Consider the following 26878-nt stretch of genomic DNA (forward strand, 5'->3'; position numbering starts at 1 on the left):
TCAGGAGGCTCTGGCGTCGCGCTTGCGGGTCAGAATGGCCGCCGCCGCGCCGCCCGCCGCGCCCAGCGCCAAGGCGGTGGGCACGCCGATCTTGGCGGCCTTGCGGCCGGTGCGGAAGTCGCGGATCTCCCAACCCCGGTTCTTGGCGACCTCGCGCAGGTCGGAGTCGGGGTTGATGGCGACGGCCGTGCCGACCAGCGACAACATCGGAACGTCGTTGTGGCTGTCGGAATATGCGGTGCAGCGCTTGAGATTCAGGCCCTCGCGGACCGCCAGGGACCGCACCGCGTGCGCCTTGCCGAGGCCGTGCAGGATATCGCCGACCAGCCGGCCGGTGAACACGCCGTCGACGCTCTCGGCGACCGTGCCCAGCGCGCCGGTCAGGCCGAGGCGTTTCGCGATGACCTGAGCCAGCTCGACCGGGGTGGCGGTGACCAGCCACACCTGCTGGCCGGCGTCCAGATGCATCTGGGCCAGTGCGCGGGTGCCCGGCCAGATCTTGTCGGCGATGATCTCGTCGTAGATCTCCTCGCCGAGGGCGGCCAGTTCGGCGGTGGGACGGCCGGCGATGAAGGACAGCGCCTTCTCCTTACCGGAGGCCATATCGCCCTGGCTCTCCTTGCCAGTCACCCGGAATTTGACCTGCTTCCAGGCCATATCGACCAGATCGCTGGTCTTGAAGTACTTGCGGGCCGCGAGGCCGCGGGCGAAGTGCACGATCGACGCGCCCTGCACCATGGTGTTGTCGACGTCGAAGAAGGCGGCCGCGGTCAGATCCCGCAGGATCTCCGAATCCTCACCGGCTTCGGCGAGTTCGGCGTCGTGCAGGGCCAGGGCGGCGTCGGCGCTGGCCGCACCGGCCAGATTGGCGCGCACCTCTTCCTCGCTCGGGCCGAACGGGCTGTAGGAGAAATTGGACAGGGTGTGACCCCAGCGCGCGGGGAACTCACCGAACCTGCCTGCGATGAAGCCGAATCCCGCCTTCGCGGGACCCGCGTCGGCAGCGCCGTTGTCTGCGGGGCCCGGCTCAGCAGATCCCGTGTGTTCCGATGGTTCCGGCACCGCAATCCTCCGCCCGTCGTGCGAACACGCCCACCCTAGGAGACCGACCCTAACCGCGCCCGGCGGTTGAGGCCCGGAGGCTGCGGCAGGCACAACCACCCTATCCGAGGGCACCGACGGGGTTGTCGGCCTTGTCGTTTCCGGCGGCGCGCCCGCGGCACCCCGGCGGGCTGCGCATTTAATGGAGAGATGACCGAACCCACTCCCGATGTGACCCTGCTGACCCGCGCCGGCTGCCATCTCTGCGCCGTCGCGCTCGAGCAGCTCACCGCGATCTGCGCGGACTACGGCATCGTGCCCGGCTGCGTGGACGTCGACGCGGCCGCCGCCACCGACCCTGGCCTGCGGGCCGAATTCGGCGATCGGGTACCGGTGGTGCTGGTCGACGGCCGGGAACACAGCTATTTCGAGGTCGACGAACCCCGATTGCGGGCCACGCTGAACCGCGGCGCGGGCGCCGCGCGGTAACCGATCCCGCCCGGTCCACCGCCGGGCCACACCGCCGTCGCGGCGGCGGGTACGCCCCGGACGTGCGCGCGCACTCGGCGCGTTGGCCGGGCTCCACCGGGCCGACAAGGTTCAATATTCGGGCGGACCTGGTGAGTGACGGATTTCACCGACTTTGTGCATGGCTTCACAAGCGGTTACGGTGGTGTCACGCAACCCGCCCACTCGAGGCCGCGGAGGCCGCCCGAAACCTGGGAAGACACCGTTTTCGGCGCCTGCTCGCGACGCCGGCGTGGACCAGAGCGACCGAACAACCCCGACACCGCGGATACCCGAAACCCCGGCCGGACGAGGAGCCGAACGACGTGACAGAGCAGCACGAGCCGCCCACCCCAGGCGTCTCCGGCAAAGCTCTAGGTAAGGACATCCCCCAGGCTACGGTGTCCCGGTTGGCGACCTACCTCCGGGTGTTGACAGCCCTCTCCGACGAAGGCGTTGCCATCGTATCGAGTGAGGAGCTCGCCGTCGCGGCGGGTGTCGGTTCCGCCAAACTTCGCAAGGACCTGTCGTTCCTCGGCCCCAACGGGGTGCGTGGCGTCGGCTACGACGTCGCCAAGCTGTGCACCCGGATCGAAGGCGTGCTCGGGCTCAGTGAAGGCCACCGAGTGATCCTGGTCGGCGCCGGTCACCTGGGCCGGGCGCTGGCCCGCTACGGCGGTTTCGCCCGCCGCGGCTTCACCATGGTCGGCATCTTCGACCACGACCCGCAGGTCATCGGCACGTCGGTCGGCGAGCTGATCGTGCGCGACATCCGCGACCTCGCGGCCTCGGTCGGCGAACTCGAACCCACCATGGCCGTCCTCGCGGTTCCCGACGGCGCCGCCCAACAGGTGTGCGACGCGCTGGTCGCCGCCGGAGTGCACGGCATCCTCAGTTTCTCCGCCCTCGCGCTGACCACGCCGCCCTCGGTCGAGGTGCGACGCGTCGATCTCGGTGTCGAACTACAGATGCTGTCGTTCGAATGGACCCGGACCGCGGCCGCCCGCGAGGACCTGCCCGCCGCGCCGCCGTCCTGGGTCGCGGCCGTGTCCACCATGGCGGCCGTCGCCACCCCGATCCGCCGGGTGGCCGAACCGATGGCACCGAACAGCAAGGGGACGGTGGTCGCACAATGAGCGTGCTACTGGTCGGAATCTCACACCGCAGTGCTCCGGTCGCGGTGCTGGAAAAGGTCGCGATCACCGACGACGACCGGCCGAAGCTGACCGATCGCATGCTCGCCTCGCAGCACGTCTCCGAGGCCATGATCGTCTCCACCTGCAACCGGGTCGAGGTCTACGCGGTCGTCGACGCCTTCCACGGCGGCCTGGCCGAGATCGGTGAGCTGCTGTCGCGGCACTCCGGGCTGCCGCTGCCGGAACTGACCAAGCACGCTTACGTCCGATACAGCGAAGCGGCCGCCGAGCACCTGTTCGCGGTGGCCAGCGGCCTGGATTCGATGGTGGTCGGCGAACAGCAGGTTCTGTCCCAGATCCGCGCCGCCTACGCCGCCGCCGACAAGCATTCCGCCGCGGGCCGCACCCTGCACGAGCTGGCGCAGCAGGCGCTGCGGGTCGGCAAGCGGGTGCACTCGGAGACCGGTATCGACCGGGCCGGTGCCTCGGTGGTGTCGGTGGCGCTGGACCGGGCCCGGACGGTGTTCGCGGCCGGTACCGGCGACAGCAGCGACAACACGCTCGCGGGCCGAGTCGGAGTCGTGGTCGGGGCGGGCGCGATGGGCGGCCTGGCCGCCGCGCATCTGGCGCGCGCCGGAATCGGCCGGATCACCGTCGTCAACCGGACTCTGGACCGGGCGCGGCGGCTCGCGCACACCGCCGAGACCATGCACGGTGTGCCCACGTCGGCCACCGACCTGTCCGGTCTGGTCGGGGCGCTCACCGACGCCGACATCGTGCTGACCAGCACGGGCGCGGTCGGCAGCGTCGTGACCCTGGCCGACGCGCACCGGGCGCTGGCCGGCCGCGAGGATTCGCGCCAGCTGGTGATCTGCGACCTCGGTCTGCCGCGCGACGTCGACCACGCGGTCGCCGGCCTGCCGGACGTGACCGTCATCGACATGGAGACGCTGCAGCGCGATCCGGCGGCCGGTGCGGCTGCCGACGACACCGCGGCCGCGCGCACCATCGTCGCCGAGGAGCTGGCCAAATTCCTCACCGGCCAGCGGATGGCCGAAGTGACCCCGACCGTCGCCGCGCTGCGGCAACGGGCCGCCGAGGTCGTCGAGGCGGAACTGCTGCGGCTGGAGTCGAAGCTGCCCGCGCTCGGCACCGACGAGCGGGAAGAGGTCGCCCGCGCGGTGCGCCGGGTGGTCGACAAGCTGCTGCACGCGCCCACGGTCCGGGTGAAGCAGCTGGCATCCACGCCCGGTGGCGACAGTTACGCCGAGGCGTTGCGGGAACTTTTCGAACTCAAACCCGGTGCGGCGCAAGCAGTTGCGACGCCCATGGAAGTTGCGGCCCTGGGTGAACTGGCCGACGACTTCACGACCGGGCACCTCGGTGGCAGCGGCCACCCCGGTGCCGGACAGGGGACGACAGCATCATGACGGAGTCGATCGTGAGCGATTCGGTTCTCACCTTCAGTGCCGGTGACGGCGGGGAACACCCGTCCGGTACCGCCGCGGTTCCGTGGCGGATCGGCACCCGGGGCAGCCTGCTGGCCCTGACCCAGTCCGGGACCGTCCGCGACGCGCTGATCGCCAACGGCCAGCCCGCCGAACTGGTGATCGTGAAGACCGCCGGTGACCAGTCCTCGGATCCGGTGCAGCAGATCGGCGTCGGCGTGTTCACCTCGGCGCTGCGCGACGAGCTCGCCGCCGGCACGATCGACATCGCGGTGCACTCCTACAAGGACCTGCCCACCGCGCCGGACCCGCGCTTCACCATCGCCGCCATCCCGCCGCGGGAGGACCCGCGCGACGCGCTGGTGGCCCGCGATGGCCTGGTGCTCGGCGAGCTGCCGGCCGGATCCAAGGTCGGTACCTCCGCGCCGCGCCGGGTCGCGCAGCTGCGCGCGCTCGGCTTGGGCCTGGATCTGGTGCCGTTGCGCGGCAACCTGGACACCCGGCTGCGCAAGGTGACCGACGGTGAACTCGACGCGGTGGTCGTCGCGCGGGCCGGTCTGGCCCGCATCGACCGGCTGGGCGCGGTGACCGAGGCGCTGGAGCCGGTGCAGATGCTGCCGGCGCCCGCCCAGGGCGCGCTGGCCGTGGAGTGCCGCAGCGACGACACGGCGATGGTGGAGATCCTTTCCGCCCTCGACGATGCCGGTACCCGGGCCGCGATCGTGGCCGAGCGGGCGCTGCTGGCGGAACTGGAAGCCGGTTGCACGGCGCCGATCGGCGCGCTGGCCGAGGTCGTCGAATCACTCGACGACAACGGCCGAATAGTGGAGGAACTGTCGTTGCGCGGCTGTGCGGCCGCCATCGACGGCTCCGATGTGATCCGGGCATCGGTCGTCGGGCCGCTCACGGCGGCCGAGGAACTGGGCCGGAGCCTGGCGCGCGAGCTGCTCGAGCTCGGTGCGCGCGACTTGCTCACCACCCCGCCCGACGTGGGCGGTCCCGCGCAGGAGGCAGCCGCCCCCACCCCCGCAGACTTGACCAATTCCAGTCCGATGGAGAACGACAAATGAGTCGAGCCACCAAGAAGCACCCTGGCCGGATCCTGTTCGTGGGCTCGGGTCCCGGTGACCCGGCACTGCTCACGGTTCGGGCACGCGAGGTGCTCGCGCGGGCGACGCTGGCGTTCACCGATCCCGACGTGGACCGGGGCGTGCTCGCCCTGATCGGCATGGCGGTCGAGCCGGGAGAGGACGGCACCGCGGCCGTCGATGTGCGCCCCGCGCTGGGCGATCCGGCCGAGGTCGCCAAGACCCTGGTCGCCGAGGCACGCAACGGGTCCGACGTGGTCCGCCTGGTGTCGGGTGACCCGCTGACCACCGATTCGGTGATCGCCGAGGTCAACGCCGTCACCCGGTCGCACATGACCTTCGAGGTGCTGCCCGGGCTGTCGTCGGCGACCACGGTGCCTGCCTACGCGGGGATCGCGCTCGGTTCCCGGCACACCGAGGTCGATGTCCGCGGTGAGGTCGACTGGGCGTCGGTGGCCGCGGCCCCCGGCCCGCTGGTGCTGCACGCGACCTCCGGGCATCTCGCCGAGACCGCGAGCGCGCTGGTCGAACACGGTCTGGCGCCGCAGACGCCGGTCGCGGTGACCGTGCGCGGCACCAGCCGCCAGCAGCGCACCATCGAGGCCACCCTGGCGACCCTGAACGCCACCGCCTCCGAGCTGGTCGGGCCGCTCGTGGTCACGGTCGGCAAGGAGGTCGAGAAGCGGTCGAAGATGTCCTGGTGGGAGTCGCGTGCCCTGTACGGCTGGACCGTGCTGGTGCCGCGCACCAAGGAGCAGGCGGGGGAGATGAGCGAGAAGCTCGTCACCCACGGCGCGATTCCCATGGAGGTCCCGACCATCGCGGTCGAGCCGCCGCGCAGCCCCGCGCAGATGGAGCGCGCGGTGAAGGGCCTGGTCGACGGCCGCTACCAGTGGGTGGTCTTCACCTCCACCAACGCGGTCCGCGCGGTGTGGGAGAAGTTCGGCGAATTCGGCTTGGACGCACGCGCTTTCAGTGGCGTGAAGATCGCCTGCGTGGGTGAGGCGACGGCCGAGAAGGTGCGCTCGTTCGGCATCAACCCCGAACTGGTCCCCAGCGGCGAACAGTCCTCGGAGGGTCTGCTGGCCGACTTCCCCCCCTACGACGACGTTTTCGACCCGGTCAACCGAGTGCTGTTGCCGCGGGCCGATATCGCCACCGAAACCCTGGCCGAGGGTCTGCGCGACCGCGGCTGGGAGATCGACGACGTGACCGCCTACCGGACCGTGCGGGCCTCTCCGCCGCCGGCCGAGACCCGCGAGATGATCAAGACCGGTGGTTTCGACGCCGTGCTGTTCACCTCCTCGTCCACGGTGCGGAATCTGGTCGGCATCGCCGGTAAGCCGCACGCCCGCACCATCGTGGCGTGCATCGGCCCGAAGACCGCCGAGACGGCCATCGAGTTCGGCCTGCGCGTGGACGTGCAGCCCGAGGTTGCCCAGGTCGGCCCGCTGGTCGACGCTCTGGCCGAGCACGCGGCCCACCTGCGCGCCGAGGGCCTGCTGCCCCCGCCGCGCAAGAAGAGCCGCCGCCGCTAGGCCTACCGCCGGGTGCGCATCATGTCGCGGACCAGGCGGCAGGTCTTGTCCGACGGAGGATGGATGCCGACCAGGCTGGCGGTGCGGCGGATGGTGTCGTTGTCGGCCAGGTCGGCGCGATAGACCCCGGATTCGAGCAGGGCGATGGCGAGCCGCATCGCCTTCAACCGGCGGTTGTGCATGACGTACCAGGAGCGCGGGCGGCCGGCCGGCAGCTTGTGCTTGGTCAGCGGACGGTACGGACGGTCGATGATCGTGGGCTCGGTGGTGGCCACGGGATCCTCCCCTCGAAACAGGTGGCTCGAACCCGACGGCCGAACCACTGTCGAACATGTCTTCGATCATACCGGCGGGCACCGACAAGTAGGGGACGAGAATCGTTGCCGCAGACCACTACCGGCCGTCGGCTCCCCTCACGTGTGCCGCGTCGAGGGGGATGGATCTGCGATGATCCCCACTCGGCCGTGCGACCGGTTCCGCGGAAGCGGTACTGTGCGGATATGACTGGAATCGACCGCCCCCGGCGGTTGCGGCGGACGCCTGCCATGCGTCGCTTGGTCGCCGAAACATCCCTCGAGCCAAGGCAATTGGTCCTCCCGATGTTCGTCGCCGACGGCCTCGACGGGCCGCGCGACATCAGCTCGATGCCGGGCGTGCAACAACATTCGATCGACTCGCTGTGCAAGGCCGCCGACGCGGCGGTCACGGCCGGTGTCGGCGGGCTCATGATCTTCGGTGTGCCCAAGCCCGAGGACAAGGACGCGAACGGCACCCAGGCCAGCGACCCGGACGGCATCCTCAACCGCGCCCTGCGCCGACTGTCCGCCGAAGTCGGTGACGCCACCGTCCTGATGGCCGACACCTGCCTCGACGAGTTCACCGACCACGGCCACTGCGGTGTGCTCGCCGCCGACGGCTCGGTCGACAACGACGCCACCCTGGACCGCTATGTCGAGATGGCCCGTGCCCAGGCCGCGGCCGGCGCGCACCTGCTCGGCGCCAGCGGCATGATGGACGGCCAGGTCGGCGCGATCCGGCTCGGCCTCGACTCCGAGGGTTTCGCCGACACCGGCATCCTCGCCTACGCCGCCAAGTACGCCTCCGCCTTCTACGGGCCCTTCCGCGAGGCCGTCGGTTCCTCACTGCAGGGCGACCGCCGCACCTACCAGCAGGATCCGGCCAACCGCCGCGAGGCGATCCGCGAACTGGACCTGGATCTGGCCGAGGGCGCCGACATCGTCATGGTCAAGCCGGCCATGTCGTACCTGGACATCCTGCGCGAGGTCGCCGACCGTTCCACGGTCCCGGTCTCGGCGTACCAGATCTCCGGCGAGTACGCGATGATCACCGCCGCCGCCGAACGCGGCTGGATCGACCGTCGCGGCGCGATCCTGGAGTCGCTGTTGAGCATCCGCCGGGCGGGCGCCGACATCGTGCTCACCTACTGGGCGGCCGAGGCCGCGCATTGGCTGGTGTGACGAATCAGGTGACCCAGTGGCATCCGCCGGCGGACCCCGCGGCACGACCGGAAGGCCCGCCGGCGCAGCCGGAGGACGTGCGCACCGCGGTCCTGCTGTGGCAGGGCGCGATCGCGGCCGGTGTGGTCCGGGTGCTCGCCGGCGCGGCGACGATCTTCGCCAACCGGAACAGCCTGGCCCAGCAGGGCCTGGAACAGCAGGACATGACTCCCGAGCAGGTCGGGTTCTGGGCCGGGTTCGCCGCCATCGCCATGGCGGTGATCGGCCTGGCGCTGATCGTCGGCGTCGCGGGTGTGGTCGCGCAGCTGTCCCGCGGCCGGTTGTGGGCCCGTGGGCTGGCCGACGGGCTGGGTGTGCTGGCGGTGTTCGGCGCGATCGGCACGTTGCTGGGCGGCCTGGCCGGCGCGGACGCCGGGATCATCGGCGGCGGGCTCGGCAACCTGGTGTCCGGTGGTGCGGCCATCCTGCAGGGCGTCCTGCTCGGTGGTGCCGTATTCCTTTGTCACCGAAAGGATTCCGAGATCTGGTTCCGTGCTGTCGGGCGGTGAGAGCGGAACCGAATTTGTCCCCGCGGCGCGGCGCAGTATGGTGAAACCAGTCACAACGGCTGGGCGAGAACGTTGATGGGCATCCGGAAGTTCCCAGATCACCTCCGGAAAGATCGGAGGCAACGGTGCGTACGGTCGAGCATCAGGTGTCGAGCCTGCGGCGCGAGCTGGTCTTCCTCGCGATCGTGGCCGCGTGCGGGCTGCTCATGCTCGCCGCGCTGATCATGCCGGGGCTGACTCGCTGATCGTGGTTTCGTCGCAGGTACCGAGGTTCGCCGAGCCGGGCGCGCGCTGGCGCACGGTCGCGTACGGCCCGGTGCTGTGCCTGATCGTGCTGATCGGCGACCTCCTGGTCACGCACCGCGTCCACTGGTTCGGCCTGACCTTCTGCGCCCTGCTGCTGGCCGGGTTCGTCTCGCTGCAGGTGGTCGCGGGCCGGCGGCACGCGAGCGTGGAACTCACCGACACCGCCCTGCGCGACGGTACCGAGGTACTCGACCTGGCCGATATCGCGGAGATCCTGCCGCCGCGCGACGAGGACTCCCACGACGAGGAGAAATGGGAGTCCGCCCGCGCGCTCGGCGAGCTGAGCGGGGTGCCGCGCCGGCGGACGGGGATCGGCCTGCTGCTGCGCAGCGGCGGCATGGTGCAGGCCTGGGCCCGCGATCACCACACACTGCGGGCCGAGCTGGAAGCCGCGCTCGTCGGCCGCGCGGCAGCGGAACCCGGTCCGGACAGCGCCGCCGTCGAATCCGCGGTTCTCGCCCGAGACGCAGCCTCAGCCGAATCCGCGGTTGTCGCTCGAGACGCAGCCCCAGCCGAATCCGCTGGTGCCGCTCGAGACGCAGCCCCAGCCGAATCCGCTGGTGCCGCAGCCGAATCCGCGGCCGGTACCGCAGGTGAGACCGGCGACATCGCCGGCAGCGCCCCGGAATCCGACTCCGGCGAGCAGCAGGCGCAGTGACCCGGACCAGGTGGATCCTCGCCGACCTGACGGTCCTGATCGTCGGTGTCGCGGCCGCGCTCGTGTGCTCCCGGCTCGGCGTCCGGACCAGCGAATTCCCCGCTGTCGGCGATCAACCCGCCTTCACCGCGACCCGCTACGTCGGCCCCTGGCTCGGGTCGGCGGCCGCCCTCGGGACGCTCGCCGGGGTGGCGCTGATCGACCTGTGCGACCGGCTGCTGAATCGCTGAACCGGGCCGCTCAGTGCTGCCAGTGCTCGTAGATGTCGAGGATGCGCGGGCCGTGCGAGCCCGGGGCGTCGAGGTAGATGGTGACGGTGCCGTCCGGGTGCGCGGCCGGTTCCATGATCACCTGCCGCATCGAGGCGTGCACCCCGCCGTTGGGGTCGCGGTCGAGCTGAGTGTCGGGCTGCAGGCCGGCGCCCAGGTGGCTGGGGGACACCACCATGCTCAGTAGTGCCGGGATCGGGCCGTCGGCCAGCGCGACCGTCTCGTCGTGGGTGAGGTTCACCCCGATCCGGCCCTGATCCGGCTGGCTGACGGGTTCCAGCGCACTCGCCGTGCCCGTTCCGGCCAGGATGGCGCACACCGGCAACGCTCCGATGGCCACGCTCAGCAGGACTTTCCGCATGAGAACCTCCGCCCGTTCGAACCGGAATGAACGGATCGAGGGTATGCGGCGGCAACCGCGCAGCGACCGATTGACGAATATCGTGCCCCGGCGTGTTGTCGCGTGCCACACTCTCCTACACCCTGTCGCAGACCGGTGCGGCCGGGCTGCGACACTGGGAGCCGTGAGTTCTTCTCCGTGCGCAACGCAGGTGCCGGTGTCCGCTCAGCTCTTCGAACGTGCCGCCGCGATCATTCCGGGCGGGGTCAACTCGCCGGTGCGCGCGTTCAAGTCGGTGGGTGGTACCCCGCGTTTCATCACCTCCGCCCAGGGCTGCCATCTGACCGACGCCGACGGGGTCGACTATGTCGATCTGGTGTGTTCGTGGGGGCCGATGATTCTCGGCCACGCGCATCCGGCAGTGGTGGAGGCGGTGCAGCGGGCCGCGACCGGCGGGCTGTCGTTCGGTGCGCCGACCGAGGCGGAGATCGTGCTGGCCGAGACGATCGCCGAGCGGGTGTCGCCGGTCGAGCGGGTGCGGCTGGTCAGTTCCGGGACCGAGGCGACCATGAGCGCGGTCCGGCTGGCGCGCGGGTTCACCGGGCGCAGCAAGATCATCAAGTTTTCCGGTTGCTACCACGGGCACGTGGACGCGCTGCTCGCCGACGCCGGCTCGGGCGTCGCGACGCTGGGCCTGCCCACCTCGCCGGGCGTCACCGGCGCGCAAGCGAGCGACACGCTGGTCCTGCCCTACAACGACCTCGACGCCGTGGCTGCCGCGTTCGCCGCGCACCCCGGTGAGATCGCCTGTGTGATCACCGAAGCCGCCGCCGGCAACATGGGCGCGGTCGCGCCGGTCCCGGGTTTCAACGCGGGCCTGCGCAAGCTCACTGCCGACAACGGCGCCCTGCTGATCATGGACGAGGTGATGACCGGCTTCCGGGTCAGCCGTTCCGGCTGGTTCGGGCGCGACGGCGTCGCCGGCGACCTGTACACCTTCGGCAAGGTGATGAGCGGTGGCCTGCCCGCCGCCGCGTTCGGTGGCCGCGCCGACATCATGAACCACCTCGCGCCGAACGGCCCGGTCTATCAGGCGGGCACCCTGTCCGGGAACCCGGTCGCGGTCGCCGCCGGCCTGGCCACGCTGCGTGCCGCCGACGACGCGGTGTACGCGGCACTGGACCGCAACGCCGACCGGCTGGGCGCGCTGTTCACCGAGGCGCTGGTGGCGGCCGGTGTGCCGCACCAGGTCCAATTCGCGGGCAATATGGTGAGCGTGTTCTTCGCCGATCAGCCGGTGACCGACTACGCAGGCGCCAAGGCAAGCCAGACCTGGCGCTACCCAGCCTTCTTCCACGCCCTGCTCGATCGAGGGGTGTACGCGCCGCCGAGCGCGTTCGAGGCCTGGTTCGTGTCGGCCGCGCTCGACGAGGACGCATTCGACCGCATCGCCACCGCTCTGCCTGCCGCGGCCGCGGCAGCGGCGGCCGCCACACCCGAAGGACCCAGCGCGTGACCGATCCTCAGCTCGAATCCGGCGTCATCCCTTCCGAGATCCCGGCGCTCGACCCGCAGCCGCTGCCCGCCGACCTGGAAACGATCGTGCATGTGATGCGGCACGGCGAGGTCTACAACCCGAAGGGCATCCTCTACGGCCGTCTGCCCGGCTTCACCCTGGCCGAGAACGGCCGCAACCAGGCGACGATGGTCGCGAAGGCCCTGTCCGACCACGACATCGCGCTGGTGGTGGCGTCTCCGCTGCAGCGCGCGCAGGAGACGGCCGCGCCGATCGCCGCCGAACACGGCTTGGCGGTGCGCACCGACGACAACCTGATCGAGGCCGGCAACACCTTCGAGGGCCTGCGGGTCTCGGTCGGTGACGGCGCGCTGCGCAAGCCGCGGCACTGGTGGAAGCTGCGCGACCCGTTCACCCCGTCGTGGGGTGAGCCGTACCTGCAGATCGCGCACCGCATGCTGGCCGCGGTGAACAAGGCGCGCGCGGAAGCGATCGGGCACGAGGCGGTGCTGGTGTCGCATCAGCTGCCGGTGTGGACGCTGCGCCGTTTCCTGGAGGGCAAGCGGCTCTGGCACGACCCCCGCAACCGGCAGTGTTCGCTGGCGTCGGTGACCTCGCTGGTCTACCTGGGCGACACCCTCGTCGACATCGTGTACTCCGAGCCCGCGGGGGCGTCGGATCCTCAGGTGACCGGGGCGTGAGCGGTCAAGGGCCGGAGGCGGTAGCGAAGCGTGACCACGCAGGCCCTCCGCTCACGCCTCATCGACACAGCGTGAGCGGGCGGGGGCCGGCGTCGGGTTTCGGGCGGTACGTGCGGGTGGTCGCGGCGGCGGCTGCTGTCGTCGCGGTGGTCGCGGGGTGTTCGTCCGCCGGTAAGGACGCGGTGGCGACCGGCGGCACCTTCGATTTCGTGTCGCCCGGCGGCAAGACCGACATCAGCTACGACCCGCCGGCCTCGCGCGGGACGATCGGTAACCTCTCCGGACCCGATCTGATGACCAAAGGTAAGACCACCGGTATCGCGGACTTCCCGAATCAGGTTGTGGTGCTGAACATTTGGGGCCAATGGTGTGGCCCGTGCCGCGGTGAGGCGCCGGCGCTGCAGCAGGTGTACGAGAAGTCGAAGGACCGCGGGGTCGCGTTCCTGGGTGTCAATGTCCGGGATCCGCAGCAGGACAAGGCGCAGGACTTCGTGACCAGCTTCCACATCGGCTACCCGTCGATCTGGGATCCGGCGATGCGCACCCTGATCGCGCTCGGCGGCAAGTTCCCCACCAGCGTCATCCCGACCACGCTGATCCTGGATCGCAAGCACCGCGTGGCCGAGGTCTTCCTGCGTTCACTGACCGCCGACGACCTGCAGCAGGCCGTCGACCGCATCGCGGCGGAGCCGGACCTGTGACCGTCCTTGCCGACGTCGGCACCTCGTTCCAGCAGACCGCGGCCACCGGGCCGCTGGTGCTGGCGCTCGGCGCGTGCCTGCTGGCGGGACTCGTGTCGTTCGCGTCGCCGTGCGTGGTGCCGCTCGTCCCCGGCTACCTGTCGTATCTGGCCGGCCTGGTGGGCGCCGACGCGCCGCCGGCGACGGTCGGGCAGGCGCAGCGGACCGCGGTGGCGGAGAAGTCCGGTCGGCTGCGGGTCGCGGGCGCGGCGGGGTTGTTCGTGGCCGGGTTCACCGTGGTGTTCGTGCTGGCCTCGGTGACCGTGTTCGGCTTGATCCAGACGTTGAACGTGAATCGTGATCTGCTGCAACGGATCGGCGGTGTGGTCACCATCGTGATGGGTCTGGCCTTCCTCGGCCTGGTCCCGGCGCTGCAGCGTGACACCCGTATGCATCCGCGGCGTATGACCGGCGTGCTCGGTGCGCCGCTGCTGGGGGCGGTGTTCGCGCTCGGCTGGACGCCGTGCCTGGGTCCGACGCTGTCGGGGGTGATGGCCGTATCGGCCGGCACCGAGGGCACTACGGCCGTGCGCGGTGTCGTGTTGATCGTGGCCTACTGCCTCGGGTTGGGGCTGCCGTTCGTCGTGCTGGCGTTCGGTTCCGCGTCGGCCCTGCGCGGTGTGGGGTTCCTGCGCCGCCATTCCCGCACCATTCAGGTGATCGGCGGTGTGCTGCTGGTCGCGGTCGGCGTCGCGCTGGTGACCGGCGTGTGGGACCAGTTCGTCGGCTATGTGCGCGACGTTTTCGTTGACCGAGTGACTCTCCCGATCTGATGATGACTACTTCGACTCTCACCCCGGCCGCCCCGGCGCGGCCGCCTCGGCAGTCACTGCCGCGCCGTGCCTTCGCCCTGCTGCGCAACACGTGGCGCGGGCTGACCAGCATGCGTACCGCGCTGATGTTGCTGTTCCTGCTCGCGCTGGCCGCGATCCCCGGCGCCCTGCTGCCGCAACGCAGCCTCAACGCGCCGAAGGTCGACAAGTACATCGCCGACCGGCCCACGCTCGGACCGTGGATGGACCGGCTGGAACTGTTCGACGTGTTCGGCAGCTTCTGGTTCACCGCCGTCTACGCGCTGCTGTTCGTGTCGCTGGTCGGCTGCATCGTGCCGCGGGTATTCGACCACTACAAGGCATTGCGCACCCCGCCGGTGCAGGTGCCGCGCAACCTGGGCCGGCTGCCGCACCACGCGAAGGCGACGACGTTGGACGCCGCGCCGGCCGATGTGATCGCCCGGGCGCGCAAGGGCCTGCGCGGGTGGCGGGTGATCGAAAGGGCCGAGCAGGACGGCGTCACGCTGTCGGCGGAGAAGGGGTATCTGCGCGAGTTCGGCAACCTGGTGTTCCATCTGTCGCTGGTCGGGCTGCTGACCTCGGTGGCGCTGGGCAAGCTGTTCGGGTACGAGGGCAATGTCATCGTGATCGCCGACGGCGGGCCGGGCTTCTGCACTACGTCGCCGGCCGTGTTCGACTCGTTCCGGGCCGGGCAGGTGGTGGACGGGACCGGGCTGACGCCGGTGTGTGTGCGGGTGCAGGACTTCCAGGCCGACTATCTGCCGACCGGTGAGGCCTCGATGTTCACCGCGCACATCGGGTACCAGACCGGTGGCGACATCGCGTCGAACACGTGGCGCGACACCACGATTCAGGTCAATCACCCGCTGCGGGTCGCCGGTGACCGGATCTATCTGCAGGGCCACGGGTACGCGCCGAAGTTCACGATCACCTACCCGGACGGGCAGACCCGCACCGAGGCGGTGCAGTGGCGGCCGGACGACGGTTCCACCTTCCTGTCCAGCGGGGTGCTGCGGTTCGACCCGCCGGGCGGCATGTTCGCCAACGAGGACGAGCGGCGCAAGCATCAGGTCGCGATCGAGGGCCTGTTCGCGCCGACCGCGTTCCTGCACGGAACCCTGTTGACCTCGCAGTTCCCGGCCATGAACGATCCGGCGGTGGCGGTCGACATCTATCGCGGCGAGACCGGGCTCGACACCGGGAAGCCGCAGTCGTTGTTCGCGCTGGACCCGCAGATGATCAGTCAGGGCCGGCTGGTGAAGGACCAGCGGGTGAACCTGAAGCCGGGGGAGACCGCGACGTTGGGCGACGGCACGAAGGTCACCTTCGACGGCGCCGAGCAGTTCGCCAACCTGCAGGTTTCGCATAATCCGGCGCAGAGCTGGGTGCTGTTGAGTGCGTTGAGCATGATGGCGGGGCTGCTGGTGTCGCTGGTGGTGAAACGCCGCCGGATCTGGCTGCGGGCCTACCCTGACACCACCTCCGAGGATCAACGACGTACTGTAGTAGAAATGGGTGGTCTGGCCCGCACCGACCAGGCCGGCTGGGGTGGCGAATTCGACCGCCTCCGTGAACGACTGCTGGGCGAACCGCCCACACCGGGAGACTGACACGATGCCCATCGACAGCACCATCGCCTCTTACAGCGATCTCGCCTTCAAGTCCGCGATCGTCGTCTACTGCCTGGTCTTCGTCATGCTGGTGGTGCAGTTCGCGCTGGCGTACACGCAGCGGGCGGAGGAACGGGAACTGGTCGCCGCCGGCGTCGGCGACACCGTGCCCGCCGGTGCCGGCCCGGGCCGGGTGGCGCCGAAGCCGTCGAAGCCGCTGCCGGACCGCCTCGGCAACATGGCGTTCGCGGTGCTGTTCGTCGCACTGGGCCTGCACATTCTGGCAATCGTGTTGCGCGGCTTCGCGACTCACCGCTTCCCGCTCGGCAACATGTACGAGTTCGTCACCATGGCCACCGCCGGCGCGGTCACGCTCGGCGTGATCCTGCTGCGGGAACAGAAGTACCGCGGCATGTGGGCGTTCCTGCTGGTCCCGGTCCTGATCCTGATGTTCCTGGCCGGCACCCTGCTCTACGCCGACGCCGCCCCCGTCGTCCCCGCCCTCAAGTCCTACTGGCTGCCCATCCACGTCACCGTGATCAGCCTCGGCAGCGGCGTATTCCTGGTGGCCGGCGTCGCCAGCCTCCTGTTCCTGCTCCGCCTGGCCCAGCCCGAGGGCGCGGAGTCCGACAACATCCTCGGCGCCATCGCTCGCCGCCTCCCCGACGCCCGCACCCTCGACCGCCTCGCCTACCGCACCACCATCATCGGCTTCCCGATCTTCGGCACAGGCATCATCCTCGGCGCGATCTGGGCGGAGTCCGCCTGGGGCCGCTTCTGGGGCTGGGACCCGAAGGAAACCGTCTCCTTCATCGCCTGGGTGATCTACGCGGCTTATCTGCACGCGCGGGCGACCTCGGGTTGGCGCGAAACCAAGTCGGCGTGGATCAACCTGGCCGGGTTCGTGGCAATGCTGTTCAACCTGTTCATCATCAACATCGTGGTGAGCGGGCTGCACAGCTACGCGGGGCTGAACTGACAGCTGTCGTCTGTGCGGACTTGCCCGGGTCCGGCCGACCTACATTGTCGTCATGAGCGCGAGCCATGAGGAGCTGATTCGGCTGGCCGAATCGGTTCCGGATGATCAGGTGCCGGCGGCTACCGAGGTGCTGCGTCAGCTGATGGGTAAGGCCGGTCGCCGGACTTTTCGTAGCGCGGGCGTCGCCGCCGCAGAACCGGACCTGGCCGAGCATGCCAAGGAGATCGTTCGCGACGAACTCGACCGCGGCGCGGCCGAGTGATTGCCGTCGACACCGGGCCGATCGTCGCGCTCGTCAACAGCCGGGACAAATCACCGTCGCCACACTCGATCGTAGGCGCTTCTCGATCGTGAGATCCAAAGTCGGCCAGCTGCTGGTTGTTCCTTAGCTGCGCGGCGGGTAGCACAGGAATCAGTCGAATCAGCTTTGCGTGGGGACGGCGGTGTTCAGTGGGATGGTGCCGAATTCTTCTGTGGTGTGGAGGGCGGCACGGCTGCTGATTGCCAGCCAAGTGGGGAGGGCGGTGACGAATGCCTGGACGGTGGGGAGAGCCCGGTGGGTGTCGAGGGCTTGCTGGTCGAGGTAGCGCTCGAGGATGAGGAAGCGGTGGGGGTCCGTGCGGTCACGCCAGATGCGGTATTCGAGTAGGCCTGGCTCGGCGGCTGCGGCGGTGGTGAGGTCGTCTACGGTTCGTTCGAAGTCGGCGATGAATTCGGGTCGGATCTCGATCACGGCGGACAGTTGAATATTCGGCATACCTGCACGTTAAGGGTGTGGGCGGCGGTGGGGGAAAGACGGATTGGCACTAGACTCAGCGCCGATCGTTATCAATCCGCTGGAGGCGCCGTGGGGCCGGACATTCTGAGTCTGCGCTACTTCCTGGTGGTTGCCGAGGAGCGTCACTTCACGCGGGCGGCCGTACGGATCGGCATCGCGCAGCCCGCGTTGAGTGCCCGGATCCGGCGGCTGGAAGCGGATCTCGGTACACAGCTGCTCGTTCGCACAACGCGGACGGTGGAATTGACCCCGGCGGGAACGGCTTTGGTGGAATCGGCGCCGGCCGCACTGGCGGCGGTGGACCGTGCCTTCGATGCGGCGCGCCGGATCGGTGCCGGTGCGGCCGGGCCGCTGCGGATCGGGTACAGCCTGAGCGCCGGCGCCGAGACCGCCCCCATGCTGGTCGACGCGCTGGTGCGCGCGCTGCCGGGCCTGGATGTCACGGCCGCACCGATGCCGACACCTGAGATCTCGCCGGCGGTTGCCGAGGGCAGACTGGATGTGGGTATCACCCGTGCCGAACAGCCGGGGCGAGGCGTCCGCCGATTTCCCTTGCGGCAGCAGCGAATCGGTGTCCAGCTTGCGGCGGACCATCCGCTGGCGGCGAACGCGGAGATCGACGTCGCCGATCTGGCGGGATATCCCGTCCAGCTACACGAGCGGGCCGCCAACCCGGTGGCCCACGACCAACTCGTCGGGCTATTGGGGGCCGGTCCGGTTCCTCGCTTCCATTCCCCCATAGTCGCTTTCGACTTGTCGCAGCGCGTGGTGCGCAGCGGTGCGGCCGTCTCTCTGGCCGGGGAGGCCGCCCTGTCGGCGCATCCGCCGGGTCTGACGTGGCGTCCGCTGCGGACGGCCGCAGTGCTCACCACCTGCCTGGTGCTGCCGTACACGCTGCTGCCGATGCATCAGCGTGTCCGGTTGGTTGCAAAAGATCTTGCTGCAGAGACGAATTGGCTCAACGGTACGGCGGCCACCGAAACTGGCAGCACAGGCGATTCGTAGACCTCGGCTCGGGGCCGGCGCTGCTTGGTGATCTCCTCCTTCCCGCGCGTCGACGAACTAGCCAGTCCGCGGGTCGCGGTCCTGCAACTCACCGCCACGGCCGATTCTCGCCAGCGCCGGTGCCAGATGCCCGGCGAGGATCGGGGCATGATCATGGATGCGATGACCACGCTGGAAGCCTTCTACGCCGCTGAGGCGGCCTTCCTCACCGAAGGAGCCGGATTCGAGGAAATGGCAAGGCATCTCGCTGACGACATCGTCATGGACCAGGCGCCGAGCCTGCCCTACGGCGGCCGCTGGCAGGGCCACGCGGGTTTCCGCGACTTCCTCACCGCCATGGAGGCCAGCTGGGACGGACTGTGGTTCGACGAGCAGCGGTTCCTCGCCGAGGGCGATCGGATCGTGGTCTACAGCCGGGGCAGGCTGCGCGCGCGCCGCACCGGCCGGGTGCTGGAAACGTCTCTGCTGCAATGGATCAGCTTCCGAGACGGCCTGATCACCGAGTTCCGGCCCTACTACCACGACACCGCGGCGGTCTTGGCGGTGCTGTCCGAGGAGGCCTGAACCGCTGGGGTGCGGCCTCGGTCCCGTTCGTGGGCGGTCTGCTCGGCCGATTGTCGGTGTCGCGCGGTCAGCGGTCAGCCGCCGCGTGGCGGGCGCGTTCGATCTCGTTGATGTGCAGTTCGGTCCAGGTGCGTAGTGCGGCGATCGGTTCGGCCAGGCTGCGGCCGAGGGCGGTGAGCTGGTATTCGACGCGTGGCGGGATGGTGGGATGGACTGTGCGGGTGAGGAACCCGTCGGTTTCCAGGCTGCGGAGGGTTTGGGTGAGCATTTTCTGGGAGACGCCGTCGATGCGCTTGAACAGGTCGGTGTAGCGCATGGTTCCGTCCTGGCTGAGGGCGTCGATGACGAGGACGGTCCACTTGCCGGCGATGTGGTCGAGGACCTGGCGGGTGGGGCACTTGGCCGAGTACGCGTCGGCGGGCAGGCCGGAGGATTCAACGACAGTGGTCACAATTCGAGAGTAACGCACTAATTAGTGCCTTCTTCCCATTGGATTGTCACTCTCCGATAGTTAGTGGCATGAACACGATGATCTCGGTGACCGAAGCCATCCGCACCCGCCGCACGGTGCGGCACTACCGCCCCGACCCGGTCCCGGCGGCCACCCTCGACACCCTGCTCGAACTGGCCATGGAGGCGCCGTCGAGCTGGAACCTGCAGGATCGGTCGATTGTCGTGATCACTGATCCGGCCGGTCGCGACGGGCTGACCTGGGCGACCGATGGGCAACCGCAGCCGCAGGAGGCGCCGGTGATGCTCGTCTTCGTCGCCGAAACCGAAGCGTGGCAGGCGGATCGGAGTGACGTGTACGAAGCAGCCCGCCGCCGCGGCGCGTGGAGTGAGGAGTTCGTGACCGGCTTCGCGGCGGCCGCCACCGAATTCCAGCAGGGCTTGGCGGCGCACGGGCTGCTGCGCGAATACGCGGTCAAGGACGCCATGATCGCCGCCACCTACGTGATGCTGGCGGCCACCGAGCTGGGTCTGTCCACCTCGCCGATGAACGGCTGGGACGAGGCGAAGGTCAAGCAGGTGATCGGTATCGAGGACCGCCCCGACCTGGCCGTCGCCCTGCTCATGTCGGTCGGGTACGCCGCCGAGCAGCGGATCCACCCCGGCCGGCGAGCAGTCGACCGCACCGTGTTCCGCGACCGCTATCCAGCGGCGAACCCCTAGCCCGCTACAGCGGGTCCTCCCCGAGTTCGGTGTTGGCGAGCCGGGTGGCCTGTTCGGTTTCGACGTTCTCCTCGCGACGTTCGCCGGAAGTTTCCGCTTCGCGTTCATGCGGGTGTCCGTGCCAGCCGGAGCGCTCGTTACCTTCCTTGCGGCGGGCGTCCTGGGAGAGGTTTTCGCGGTCTTGATGGGACATGTCGCACCTCCGGTCGTAGGGGCCGGTGTCCAGTATGCCCCTGTGCTGCCGGAGGGTTGCTGGGGTGCCGGTCGGGGGTGCTCCGGGTTGGCATGCGGCTGCCGAGCTCGAAGCAGTCGTCTTGGTTGGACATTATGTCGCAGACAGATTGTGGGCGACGGCCCCAGCTCCTACACCCTGAGACGAGCGAACCCGGTGTGCTTGTCGCACACCGGGTTCGCTCGTTCGGGACCGCGGTTCAGCTGGCGAAAGCGTCTCTGACCTGGGCTTCGGTCAGGCCGTAGGTTTCCAGCGTGTAGTTGTGGACCGGGCGGCGGTCGCCGGACTTGCTCTCGTCGTCGAGGGCCCGCATGGCGGCGATGCCGGCTTCAGTGCGTTCCAGGCCGAAGGACGAGTAGATCTTGTCCACGGTGCCCATCGGGTCGGCGCGCAGGTCCTCGAAGTCGATGTCGAGGAACTGTGCCGGGTCGTATTTAGCTCGGGCCGTGGTGAATTCGCGGAGTCCACGGGACCACAGTTCCAGCTGGGTGCTGCCGATTCGCTCGGGGGTGAAGGCGGTGGACCAGCCTTCGGCGGCCTGCTCGGAGAGGCTGCAGGAGGAGCCGATGACCTGCAGCGGGTCGCGGTGCGTCTGGATGACCAGGGCGTCGGGGTAGACGGCCATGAGCGCGTCCAGAGCGAACAGGTGGCTGGGGTTCTTCAGAACCCAGCGGCGGGTGTCGCCGAGACCGATCAGCTGCAGGTTCTTCTTGTGTCGCGCATAGGAATTCGTCCAGTCCTGGCCGCGCAGCCACTGCGAGTAGGTGGGCAGGTAAGCCAGCGACTCGTACGAGATCGAGGTGACGTTCTGGCGCAACAGCTGCCAGCACTCCTCGACCTCGGCCGCGCTCATGTAGTGCACGCCCATGAACTCCGGGTGCTCCACCCGGTGCTGGGCGAACCCGGCGTCGAGCGCCTGATAGATCGGGTTGTCGGCCCAGGTGTCGCGCGGCGGGCGCGGCTGCGGGAAGTCGGCCAGCCACATCTCCAGCGCCTGGTGCTGAGGGTCGGCGGCGAGCAGGCGGTGCAGGGCGGTGGTGCCGGTGCGGGGCAGGCCGGTGACGAAGATCGGGCGGTCGATCACGGTGTCCGCGTAGCCCGGGTTGGCCTTGAAGCCGGCTTCGCTGAGCGCGCGGGCGGCGAGCGCGCCGCGCAGGAAGTACCGGTTCATCTTGCTGCCGAGTTCGGTGAGCCCGGCATCGCGTTGATAGGACTCCAGCAGGACGCCGAGCGCCTCCCGGTAGTCGCTGTCGGCGCCGAAGTCGGTGAGCCCCACGACTTTCGTCGCGGAGGCGTGTAGGTCGTCGACGGTGCCGACGTTGATGCGTGCGGTCATTGCTACGCAATTCTCCTCAGGTTGTGCTGATTCGCCTGCTCGCCGCGCCGATCCGGTAGACGCGGTCGGTCTCCTCCGGCCCGGTCGCGATCAGACGTGGTATTCGCCGCAGTTGACGTCGAGGGTCTGGCCGGTAATCGCATTCGCCCAGGACGAGGCGAGAAAGACTGCGGCGCGGGCGATCTCGTCGGGCTCGGGCAATCGCTTCAGATCCGACTTCGAGGCCGTCTGTTCGTAGACCTGCTCGACGGTGATGCCGTACTTCTTGGCGATCTCACCGAAGTACCACTTCAGCTGGTCGTTCCAGATGTATCCGGGCGCAACGGTATTGACCCGGATGCCCTTCGAGCCCAGCTCGGTGGCCAGGGTCTGCGACATGGCGAGCAGCGCCGACTTCGCCAATTTGTAACTGCCGTACCGGGGTTCGGAGTGCCGCAGCACGGCCGAGTTGATCATCACGACCGCGCCCCCGGTCTCCGCCAGTGCCGGAGTGAAGGCCTGCGTCATCCGCAGCCCGCCCAGCACGGTCAGCTCCACGCTGTCGCGGATCTGCTGAAAGTCGGTCTTGGCCAACGCCTTCATGGACGGCACCGAGAAGGCGTTGTTGATCAGCGCGTCCACCTTGCCGAAGGTCTCGGTGGTGCGCGCCACCAGGTTCTGCACCTCGTCGTCGCTGGTGATGTCGGTCGGCACACACAGGGTGGGCGCACCACCGGCCGCTTCGATCTCCCCGGCCACCTCCAGCAGCCGTGACTCGGTGCGCGCCGCCAGCACCACGTTCGCCCCCGCCGCGGCGGACTCCAGCGCGAGCGAACGGCCCAGACCGGGACCGATGCCGCTCACCACGACGACCTTGCCGGCCAGCAGATTCGTACTCATATCGTCTCCTCCTGGGGTGTTCACCCCAGCATCCGTTCTGCGAAACCACGCTGACGTGCGGCGATCCGCTCCTGCCAGCCGTGCGCGTCGATCCGATTGCGCTCGAAGTAGGGCAGGCGCTCGGCGACCTTGTCGACCGGCACCAGCTCGATGGTGGGCCCCTCGGCGGGTGTGACCGGCCGGTCCACCCGCTGCCAGCGGAACTGCAGAATCCCGAGGCTGCGCCCGGTGGTCTCGATCCAGTTCGCGATCCCGGGATTGCTCGCCGACACCACCATCCGAATCATTCCGTCCGGATCCACCTGCGCCTGAGCGTGATTGAGGCTGGTCTGGTGGTTCACGTAGTCCAGCGAGATGTACCACCGGCTACCCAGCTGGAAGCCCATGTACGGCGCGTCGGACTTGGGCACCGTGATCACCAGCGCCTGATCCGGCGCCAGATCGAAGTGGCCCACCGACGAGTACTGCGTGCTCAGCCCGCCCGGGGTGAGCCGCGGCTCGGTCAGCGTGTTCACCGGCAGGTCCAGGTAGAACCACTTGGGGAAGTTGAACCAGGTGTGCATGCGGGTCACCAGCATTCGCCCGGCGGCCTGGTATCGCTTGCGCAGCCGCGCCACATCGGGTTCCGCCGGTGCGGTGCCGACGGTGTCGACCCGCTCGATGCGGATCTTGCCCTTCTGCTCGGCGTTCCAGTCGCCGTACACCTCGCGCACGGCGAGCATCGAGGCACCTTCGCCGAGCGGGAAGTAGTTCGACGGCGGGTTGTCGATCGGCGGGCCGAAGCGCAGCGCGTAGCTGCCGTCCGCGGCGATCTCGAGCCGCCGGTCGTCGAAGGCGTCCTCACCGCCGGGGACCGAGGCGGCCGTGTAATTGCCCTGCAGCACTTGGAAGCTCAGGTCCACGGTGCTGCCGCGCACGCCGGTGACCAGGTACTCGGCACCTGGTTCGATCGTGGCGTGGTAGTAGAGCGTATCCGGATTGTCCAGGCCCATCTTGGTATACGGACCGGTGGAGCTCACGAAGTACGGATGCGAGGTGCCGTGGGCGCGGGACAGTTGCAGCACGGCGGCGATGCTGCCCTGCAGATAGTCGTACCCTTCGGCGAGGTCCGCCTCGTCCCGGATGAAATCGGCGTCGGCAACGAGCTTTTCGGACTCCGCCACCGCCGCGAGGAACGGTTCGGTGAGCGGGGGGTTCGGTTGTTCCATCAGTCCTCTTCCTTGTAGTTTCGGCCTGAGCGGAGGGCCTGCGTGGTCACGCCGCGCCTCCGGCGCTGACCGTTCAGGCCGGGCCCCAGGGCGTTTCGCGAAGTTCACGGCGGATGCGACGGGCGATGTCGGCCGGGCTGCCGTCGTCCGGTGTAACGATCAGTTCGGCGAATTGCGGTCGCTCGTAGGGGGAGTCGATACCGGTGAACTGCGGGATCTCCCCGGCGCGGGCCCGCTTGTACAGCCCCTTCGGGTCCCGCTGCTCGCATTCGGTGAGCGGGGTGTCGACGAAGACCTCGTGGAACGGCAGTCGCCGGTCGTCGTGCAGTTGCCGGGCGAGGCGCCGCTGCTCCCGGAACGGGCTGATCAGCGAAACGATCGCCACCACACCGGCGTCCGCGAGCAGCGCCGCGACTTCGGCCACCCGGCGGATGTTCTCGCGCCGGTCGTCGTCGCTGAACCCCAGGTCCCGGGTGAGGCCGTGCCGCAGATTGTCCCCGTCGAGCAGGTAGGCGGGCCGCCCGGCCTCGATCAGCAGCCGCTCCAATTCCACTGCAATGGTGGACTTCCCGGAACCGGACAGCCCGGTGAGCCATACGGTGGCGCCGGCGCTGAGGCGTCCCTCGCGGTCGACGGCCGAGCGGTGCCAGGTGACGTCGGAGCGCGGCGGCCGTTCGCCGCGGACCTGCGCCGCCACCTCGGGCTTCCCGGGGTTGCGCCCGGTGATCATGCCCGCGGCCACGGTCTGGTCGGTGGCCTCGTCGATCAGGATGAAGCTGCCGGTGGCGCGATTGTCGCGGTAGGCGTCGAACATGACCGGCTGGTGGCTGTGCAGCGTGAGCCGCCCGATGTTGTTGAGCGACAGGTGATCCGCGTCCGCTTGCCGGTGCAGGGTGTTGACGTCGAGCCGGTAGTCCAGCGTGCTGACCCGCACCGTGGTCAGCTGGGTGGCCGTGCGCAGCACGTAGCTGTTGCCGGCCCGCAGTTCGGTGGTGTCGGAGAACCAGCACACCATGGCGTCGAGATCGCGGTCCATGCGTGGCTGGTTGCCGGGCCGGGCGAGCATGTGCCCGCGGCCGACGTCGATGTCGTCGTCGAGGGTGAGCGCCACCGCCATCCCGGTGAACGCCTCCTCGACCTTGGTGCCGCCCGGACCCCAGATCTGGGTGATCCGGCTGGTGCGTCCGGACGGCAGCACCACCACATCGTCACCGGGAGCGAAGATTCCGCCGGCCACCGTCCCGGCGTAGCTGCGCGGGCTGTCGCCGTGCGGGCGGATCACGTACTGCACGGGCAGCCGGTTGTCGATCAGGTTGCGGTCCGAGGCGATGTGCACCTCCTCCAGATGCCGCAGTAGCGACGGACCGGGGTACCACGGTGTGTTCGCAGAGGTTTCGACCACATTGTCGCCGAGCAGCGCGGAGACCGGGATGAAGGTCAGGTCGCCGACGTCGAGTTTGGTGGCGAAATCGGAAAATTCCGAACGGATCTCCTCGAAGCGCTGCTCGGACCACTCGACCAGGTCCATCTTGTTCACACACAGCACCAGGTGCCGCACCCCCAGCAGCGCGGACAGGAAGGCGTGCCGCCGGGTCTGCTCGGAGATGCCCTTGCGCGCGTCGACCAGGATCAGCGCCAGGTCCGCGGTGGACGCGCCGGTCACCATGTTGCGCGTGTACTGCACGTGTCCCGGGGTGTCGGCGACGATGAATTTCCTTCGCGGCGTGGCGAAGTAGCGATAGGCCACGTCGATCGTGATGCCCTGCTCGCGTTCCGCGCGCAGACCGTCGGTGATCAGCGCGAGATCCGGCCGGGCACTGGGGGTTCGGGCCAGGGCGTCGAGCTGGTCGGTGAACAGGCTCTTCGAGTCGTAGAGCAGCCGCCCGATCAGCGTGGATTTGCCGTCGTCGACGCTGCCCGCGGTGGCCAGGCGCAACATGTTGCGGCGCATCAGAAGTAGCCCTCTCGTTTGCGATCCTCCATGCCGGAGTCTGAGATTCGGTCGTCGGCCCGGGTGGCGCCGCGCTCGGTGATCCGGGCGGCGGCGGTCTCGGCGATCACCTCGGCCGCGGTGGCGGCGGTGGATTCGACGCACCCGGTGCAGGTGGCGTCGCCGACGGTGCGGAAGCGCACGGTGGCCTCGCGGGTCTGCTCACCCGGTTCGGGGGTGACGAATCTGCCGGCGGACAGCAGCATTCCGTCCCGCTCGACGACGGTGCGGCGGTGCGCGTAGTACAGCGACGGCAGCTCGATATCGGTCTGCTCGATGTACTCCCAGATATCGAGCTCGGTCCAGTTGGACAGCGGGAACACCCGGATGTGCTCGCCGCGCCGGTGCCGGCCGTTGTAGAGGTTCCAGACCTCGGGGCGCTGCGCACGGGGGTCCCAGCCGCCGTCGGTGCCGCGGAAGCTGAACACCCTCTCCTTGGCGCGCGCCTTCTCCTCGTCGCGCCGGGCGCCGCCGAAGGCCGCGTCGAAGCGGTGCTCGCGCAGCGTGCGCAGCAGGGTGGTGGTCTGCAGCCGGTTGCGGGTCTCGCCCGCGCGTTCCACGACCCGGCCGGTGTCGATGTCGTCCTGCACGCTGCCGACGACCAGGTCCATGCCGAGCCGCTCGACGGTGCGGTCGCGGAACTCGATGACCTCGTCGAAGTTGTGCCCGGTGTCGATGTGCAGCAGCGGGAACGGCGGGGGAGCGGGCCAGAAGGCGCGCCGCGCCAGTTCCAGCAGCACCGCCGAGTCCTTGCCGCCGGAGAACAGCAGCACCGGACGTTCGAACGTGGCGGCGACCTCTCTGATGATGTGCACCGATTCCGCCTCCAGGGCAGTCGAATGCGGCAACTCGTATCCCGTGCGCATGATGTCGTCTCGCTTGCTACGTCCACTAGCCGTGTCGGCTATCCGTCACCTCGAACAGGTCGCATGCTCCGAACGGCAGGAGGGCCGGGTTGCAATGTCGAATACTCGACGCTATTGTTCGATAATGTGACACTGACGATAGGTCGCGAC

29 protein-coding genes and 1 pseudogene are annotated in these 26878 nt (G+C 69.2%); 19 read left to right on the forward strand and 11 right to left on the reverse strand.

Going from position 1 to position 26878, the window contains the following annotated elements; translation table 11 throughout:
- A complete protein-coding gene (locus EBN03_RS19590) occupies window positions 1–921 on the reverse strand; it encodes an HAD family hydrolase (RefSeq protein ID WP_407671190.1) in 921 nt (306 codons plus the stop codon).
- 330 nt (window positions 922–1251) lie between these two features.
- Between EBN03_RS19590 and EBN03_RS19595 the strand changes: the two genes are divergently transcribed.
- From EBN03_RS19595 to EBN03_RS19615, 5 genes are all read left to right on the forward strand, one after another.
- Window positions 1252–1530: a glutaredoxin family protein gene (locus EBN03_RS19595; RefSeq protein ID WP_122189524.1), complete on the forward strand. Its 279-nt coding sequence runs from the start codon at window positions 1252–1254 to the stop codon at window positions 1528–1530.
- 344 nt (window positions 1531–1874) lie between these two features.
- Complete coding sequence (locus EBN03_RS19600) at window positions 1875–2684, forward strand: redox-sensing transcriptional repressor Rex (RefSeq protein ID WP_122189525.1); 810 nt, start codon at window positions 1875–1877, stop codon at window positions 2682–2684.
- Window positions 2681–4114: a glutamyl-tRNA reductase gene (locus tag EBN03_RS19605; protein ID WP_122189526.1), complete on the forward strand. Its 1434-nt coding sequence runs from the start codon at window positions 2681–2683 to the stop codon at window positions 4112–4114. The genes EBN03_RS19600 and EBN03_RS19605 overlap by 4 nt, the downstream gene beginning before the upstream one ends.
- Before the next feature lie 89 nt (window positions 4115–4203).
- Window positions 4204–5202 carry a hydroxymethylbilane synthase gene (gene hemC / locus EBN03_RS19610; RefSeq protein WP_407671191.1) on the forward strand — a complete coding sequence of 333 codons (999 nt, stop codon included), beginning with the start codon at window positions 4204–4206 and terminating at the stop codon, window positions 5200–5202.
- On the forward strand, window positions 5199–6758 hold the full coding sequence (locus tag EBN03_RS19615; RefSeq protein ID WP_122189528.1) for a bifunctional uroporphyrinogen-III C-methyltransferase/uroporphyrinogen-III synthase: 1560 nt from the start codon (window positions 5199–5201) through the stop codon (window positions 6756–6758). The genes hemC and EBN03_RS19615 overlap by 4 nt, the downstream gene beginning before the upstream one ends.
- 2 nt (window positions 6759–6760) lie before the next feature.
- On the opposite strand, the gene EBN03_RS19620 is transcribed toward EBN03_RS19615, so the two are convergent.
- Window positions 6761–7033 (reverse strand): hypothetical protein, encoded by a 273-nt coding sequence (locus tag EBN03_RS19620; protein ID WP_122189529.1) that lies wholly within the window; start codon window positions 7031–7033, stop codon window positions 6761–6763.
- Between the two features lie 225 nt (window positions 7034–7258).
- Between EBN03_RS19620 and hemB the strand changes: the two genes are divergently transcribed.
- The 4 genes and pseudogenes from hemB (at window position 7259) to EBN03_RS19640 (ending at window position 9978) form a co-directional block, all read left to right on the forward strand.
- Window positions 7259–8236, forward strand: coding sequence for a porphobilinogen synthase (hemB, locus tag EBN03_RS19625; RefSeq protein WP_122189530.1), 978 nt, complete (start codon window positions 7259–7261; stop codon window positions 8234–8236).
- Window positions 8233–8784: a hypothetical protein gene (locus EBN03_RS19630; RefSeq protein ID WP_122189531.1), complete on the forward strand. Its 552-nt coding sequence runs from the start codon at window positions 8233–8235 to the stop codon at window positions 8782–8784. The genes hemB and EBN03_RS19630 overlap by 4 nt, the downstream gene beginning before the upstream one ends.
- Before the next feature lie 247 nt (window positions 8785–9031).
- A pseudogene (locus EBN03_RS19635) lies at window positions 9032–9508 on the forward strand (hypothetical protein); the annotation flags it as partial.
- Window positions 9509–9744: 236 nt separating this feature from the next.
- Window positions 9745–9978, forward strand: a complete 234-nt coding sequence (locus tag EBN03_RS19640; RefSeq protein WP_122189532.1) for a hypothetical protein — start codon at window positions 9745–9747, stop codon at window positions 9976–9978.
- A 10-nt stretch (window positions 9979–9988) separates the two neighbouring features.
- Here EBN03_RS19640 and EBN03_RS19645 read toward each other — a convergent pair whose 3' ends face one another.
- Window positions 9989–10378, reverse strand: a complete 390-nt coding sequence (locus EBN03_RS19645; protein WP_122189533.1) for a hypothetical protein — start codon at window positions 10376–10378, stop codon at window positions 9989–9991.
- 163 nt (window positions 10379–10541) lie between these two features.
- On the opposite strand from EBN03_RS19645, the gene hemL reads away from it, so the two are divergent.
- From hemL to EBN03_RS19680, 7 genes are all read left to right on the forward strand, one after another.
- Complete coding sequence (hemL, locus tag EBN03_RS19650; protein ID WP_233608469.1) at window positions 10542–11873, forward strand: glutamate-1-semialdehyde 2,1-aminomutase; 1332 nt, start codon at window positions 10542–10544, stop codon at window positions 11871–11873.
- Between the two features lie 95 nt (window positions 11874–11968).
- Window positions 11969–12574, forward strand: a complete 606-nt coding sequence (locus tag EBN03_RS19655; protein WP_122189698.1) for a histidine phosphatase family protein — start codon at window positions 11969–11971, stop codon at window positions 12572–12574.
- 110 nt (window positions 12575–12684) lie between these two features.
- Window positions 12685–13275: a TlpA family protein disulfide reductase gene (locus tag EBN03_RS19660; protein ID WP_122189699.1), complete on the forward strand. Its 591-nt coding sequence runs from the start codon at window positions 12685–12687 to the stop codon at window positions 13273–13275.
- Complete coding sequence (locus EBN03_RS19665; RefSeq protein ID WP_122189535.1) at window positions 13272–14087, forward strand: cytochrome c biogenesis CcdA family protein; 816 nt, start codon at window positions 13272–13274, stop codon at window positions 14085–14087. The genes EBN03_RS19660 and EBN03_RS19665 overlap by 4 nt, the downstream gene beginning before the upstream one ends.
- A gap of 2 nt (window positions 14088–14089) precedes the next feature.
- Complete coding sequence (gene resB / locus EBN03_RS19670) at window positions 14090–15718, forward strand: cytochrome c biogenesis protein ResB (protein WP_122189700.1); 1629 nt, start codon at window positions 14090–14092, stop codon at window positions 15716–15718.
- 4 nt (window positions 15719–15722) lie between these two features.
- Entirely contained in the window at window positions 15723–16697 is a 975-nt protein-coding gene (gene ccsB / locus EBN03_RS19675; protein ID WP_122189701.1) for a c-type cytochrome biogenesis protein CcsB, read from the forward strand.
- A 52-nt stretch (window positions 16698–16749) separates the two neighbouring features.
- Window positions 16750–16959, forward strand: a complete 210-nt coding sequence (locus tag EBN03_RS19680; protein ID WP_122189536.1) for a hypothetical protein — start codon at window positions 16750–16752, stop codon at window positions 16957–16959.
- Between the two features lie 159 nt (window positions 16960–17118).
- On the opposite strand, the gene EBN03_RS19685 is transcribed toward EBN03_RS19680, so the two are convergent.
- A complete protein-coding gene (locus EBN03_RS19685; protein WP_122189537.1) occupies window positions 17119–17454 on the reverse strand; it encodes a putative quinol monooxygenase in 336 nt (111 codons plus the stop codon).
- Between EBN03_RS19685 and EBN03_RS19690 the strand changes: the two genes are divergently transcribed.
- Both EBN03_RS19690 and EBN03_RS19695 read left to right on the forward strand, forming a co-directional pair.
- Complete coding sequence (locus tag EBN03_RS19690; protein WP_233608470.1) at window positions 17440–18480, forward strand: LysR family transcriptional regulator; 1041 nt, start codon at window positions 17440–17442, stop codon at window positions 18478–18480. The two genes, EBN03_RS19685 and EBN03_RS19690, sit on opposite strands and share 15 nt — an antisense overlap.
- A gap of 147 nt (window positions 18481–18627) precedes the next feature.
- The gene (locus EBN03_RS19695; RefSeq protein WP_199742888.1) at window positions 18628–19044 is read left to right on the forward strand and encodes a nuclear transport factor 2 family protein; all 417 of its coding nucleotides are present in this window, start codon (window positions 18628–18630) and stop codon (window positions 19042–19044) included.
- A gap of 67 nt (window positions 19045–19111) precedes the next feature.
- On the opposite strand, the gene EBN03_RS19700 is transcribed toward EBN03_RS19695, so the two are convergent.
- A complete protein-coding gene (locus EBN03_RS19700; RefSeq protein ID WP_122189539.1) occupies window positions 19112–19495 on the reverse strand; it encodes a winged helix-turn-helix transcriptional regulator in 384 nt (127 codons plus the stop codon).
- 68 nt (window positions 19496–19563) lie between these two features.
- Between EBN03_RS19700 and EBN03_RS19705 the strand changes: the two genes are divergently transcribed.
- Entirely contained in the window at window positions 19564–20217 is a 654-nt protein-coding gene (locus EBN03_RS19705) for a nitroreductase family protein (RefSeq protein WP_233608471.1), read from the forward strand.
- A gap of 4 nt (window positions 20218–20221) precedes the next feature.
- On the opposite strand, the gene EBN03_RS19710 is transcribed toward EBN03_RS19705, so the two are convergent.
- From EBN03_RS19710 to cysD, 6 genes are all read right to left on the reverse strand, one after another.
- Window positions 20222–20410: a hypothetical protein gene (locus tag EBN03_RS19710; protein ID WP_122189540.1), complete on the reverse strand. Its 189-nt coding sequence runs from the start codon at window positions 20408–20410 to the stop codon at window positions 20222–20224.
- 238 nt (window positions 20411–20648) lie between these two features.
- On the reverse strand, window positions 20649–21785 hold the full coding sequence (locus EBN03_RS19715) for a sulfotransferase family protein (RefSeq protein WP_122189541.1): 1137 nt from the start codon (window positions 21783–21785) through the stop codon (window positions 20649–20651).
- Window positions 21786–21875: 90 nt separating this feature from the next.
- Entirely contained in the window at window positions 21876–22664 is a 789-nt protein-coding gene (locus tag EBN03_RS19720) for an SDR family oxidoreductase (RefSeq protein ID WP_122189542.1), read from the reverse strand.
- A 20-nt stretch (window positions 22665–22684) separates the two neighbouring features.
- The gene (locus EBN03_RS19725) at window positions 22685–23872 is read right to left on the reverse strand and encodes a hypothetical protein (RefSeq protein WP_122189543.1); all 1188 of its coding nucleotides are present in this window, start codon (window positions 23870–23872) and stop codon (window positions 22685–22687) included.
- A gap of 73 nt (window positions 23873–23945) precedes the next feature.
- Window positions 23946–25823, reverse strand: a complete 1878-nt coding sequence (cysC, locus tag EBN03_RS19730; RefSeq protein ID WP_122189544.1) for an adenylyl-sulfate kinase — start codon at window positions 25821–25823, stop codon at window positions 23946–23948.
- Window positions 25823–26728, reverse strand: coding sequence for a sulfate adenylyltransferase subunit CysD (gene cysD / locus EBN03_RS19735; protein WP_122189545.1), 906 nt, complete (start codon window positions 26726–26728; stop codon window positions 25823–25825). Before cysD ends, cysC begins: the two co-directional genes overlap by 1 nt.
- Between the last annotated feature and the right edge of the window lie 150 nt (window positions 26729–26878).

This window comes from Nocardia stercoris, from assembly GCF_003696265.1.
In the GTDB taxonomy this organism is placed as follows: Bacteria; Actinomycetota; Actinomycetes; order Mycobacteriales; family Mycobacteriaceae; genus Nocardia; species Nocardia stercoris.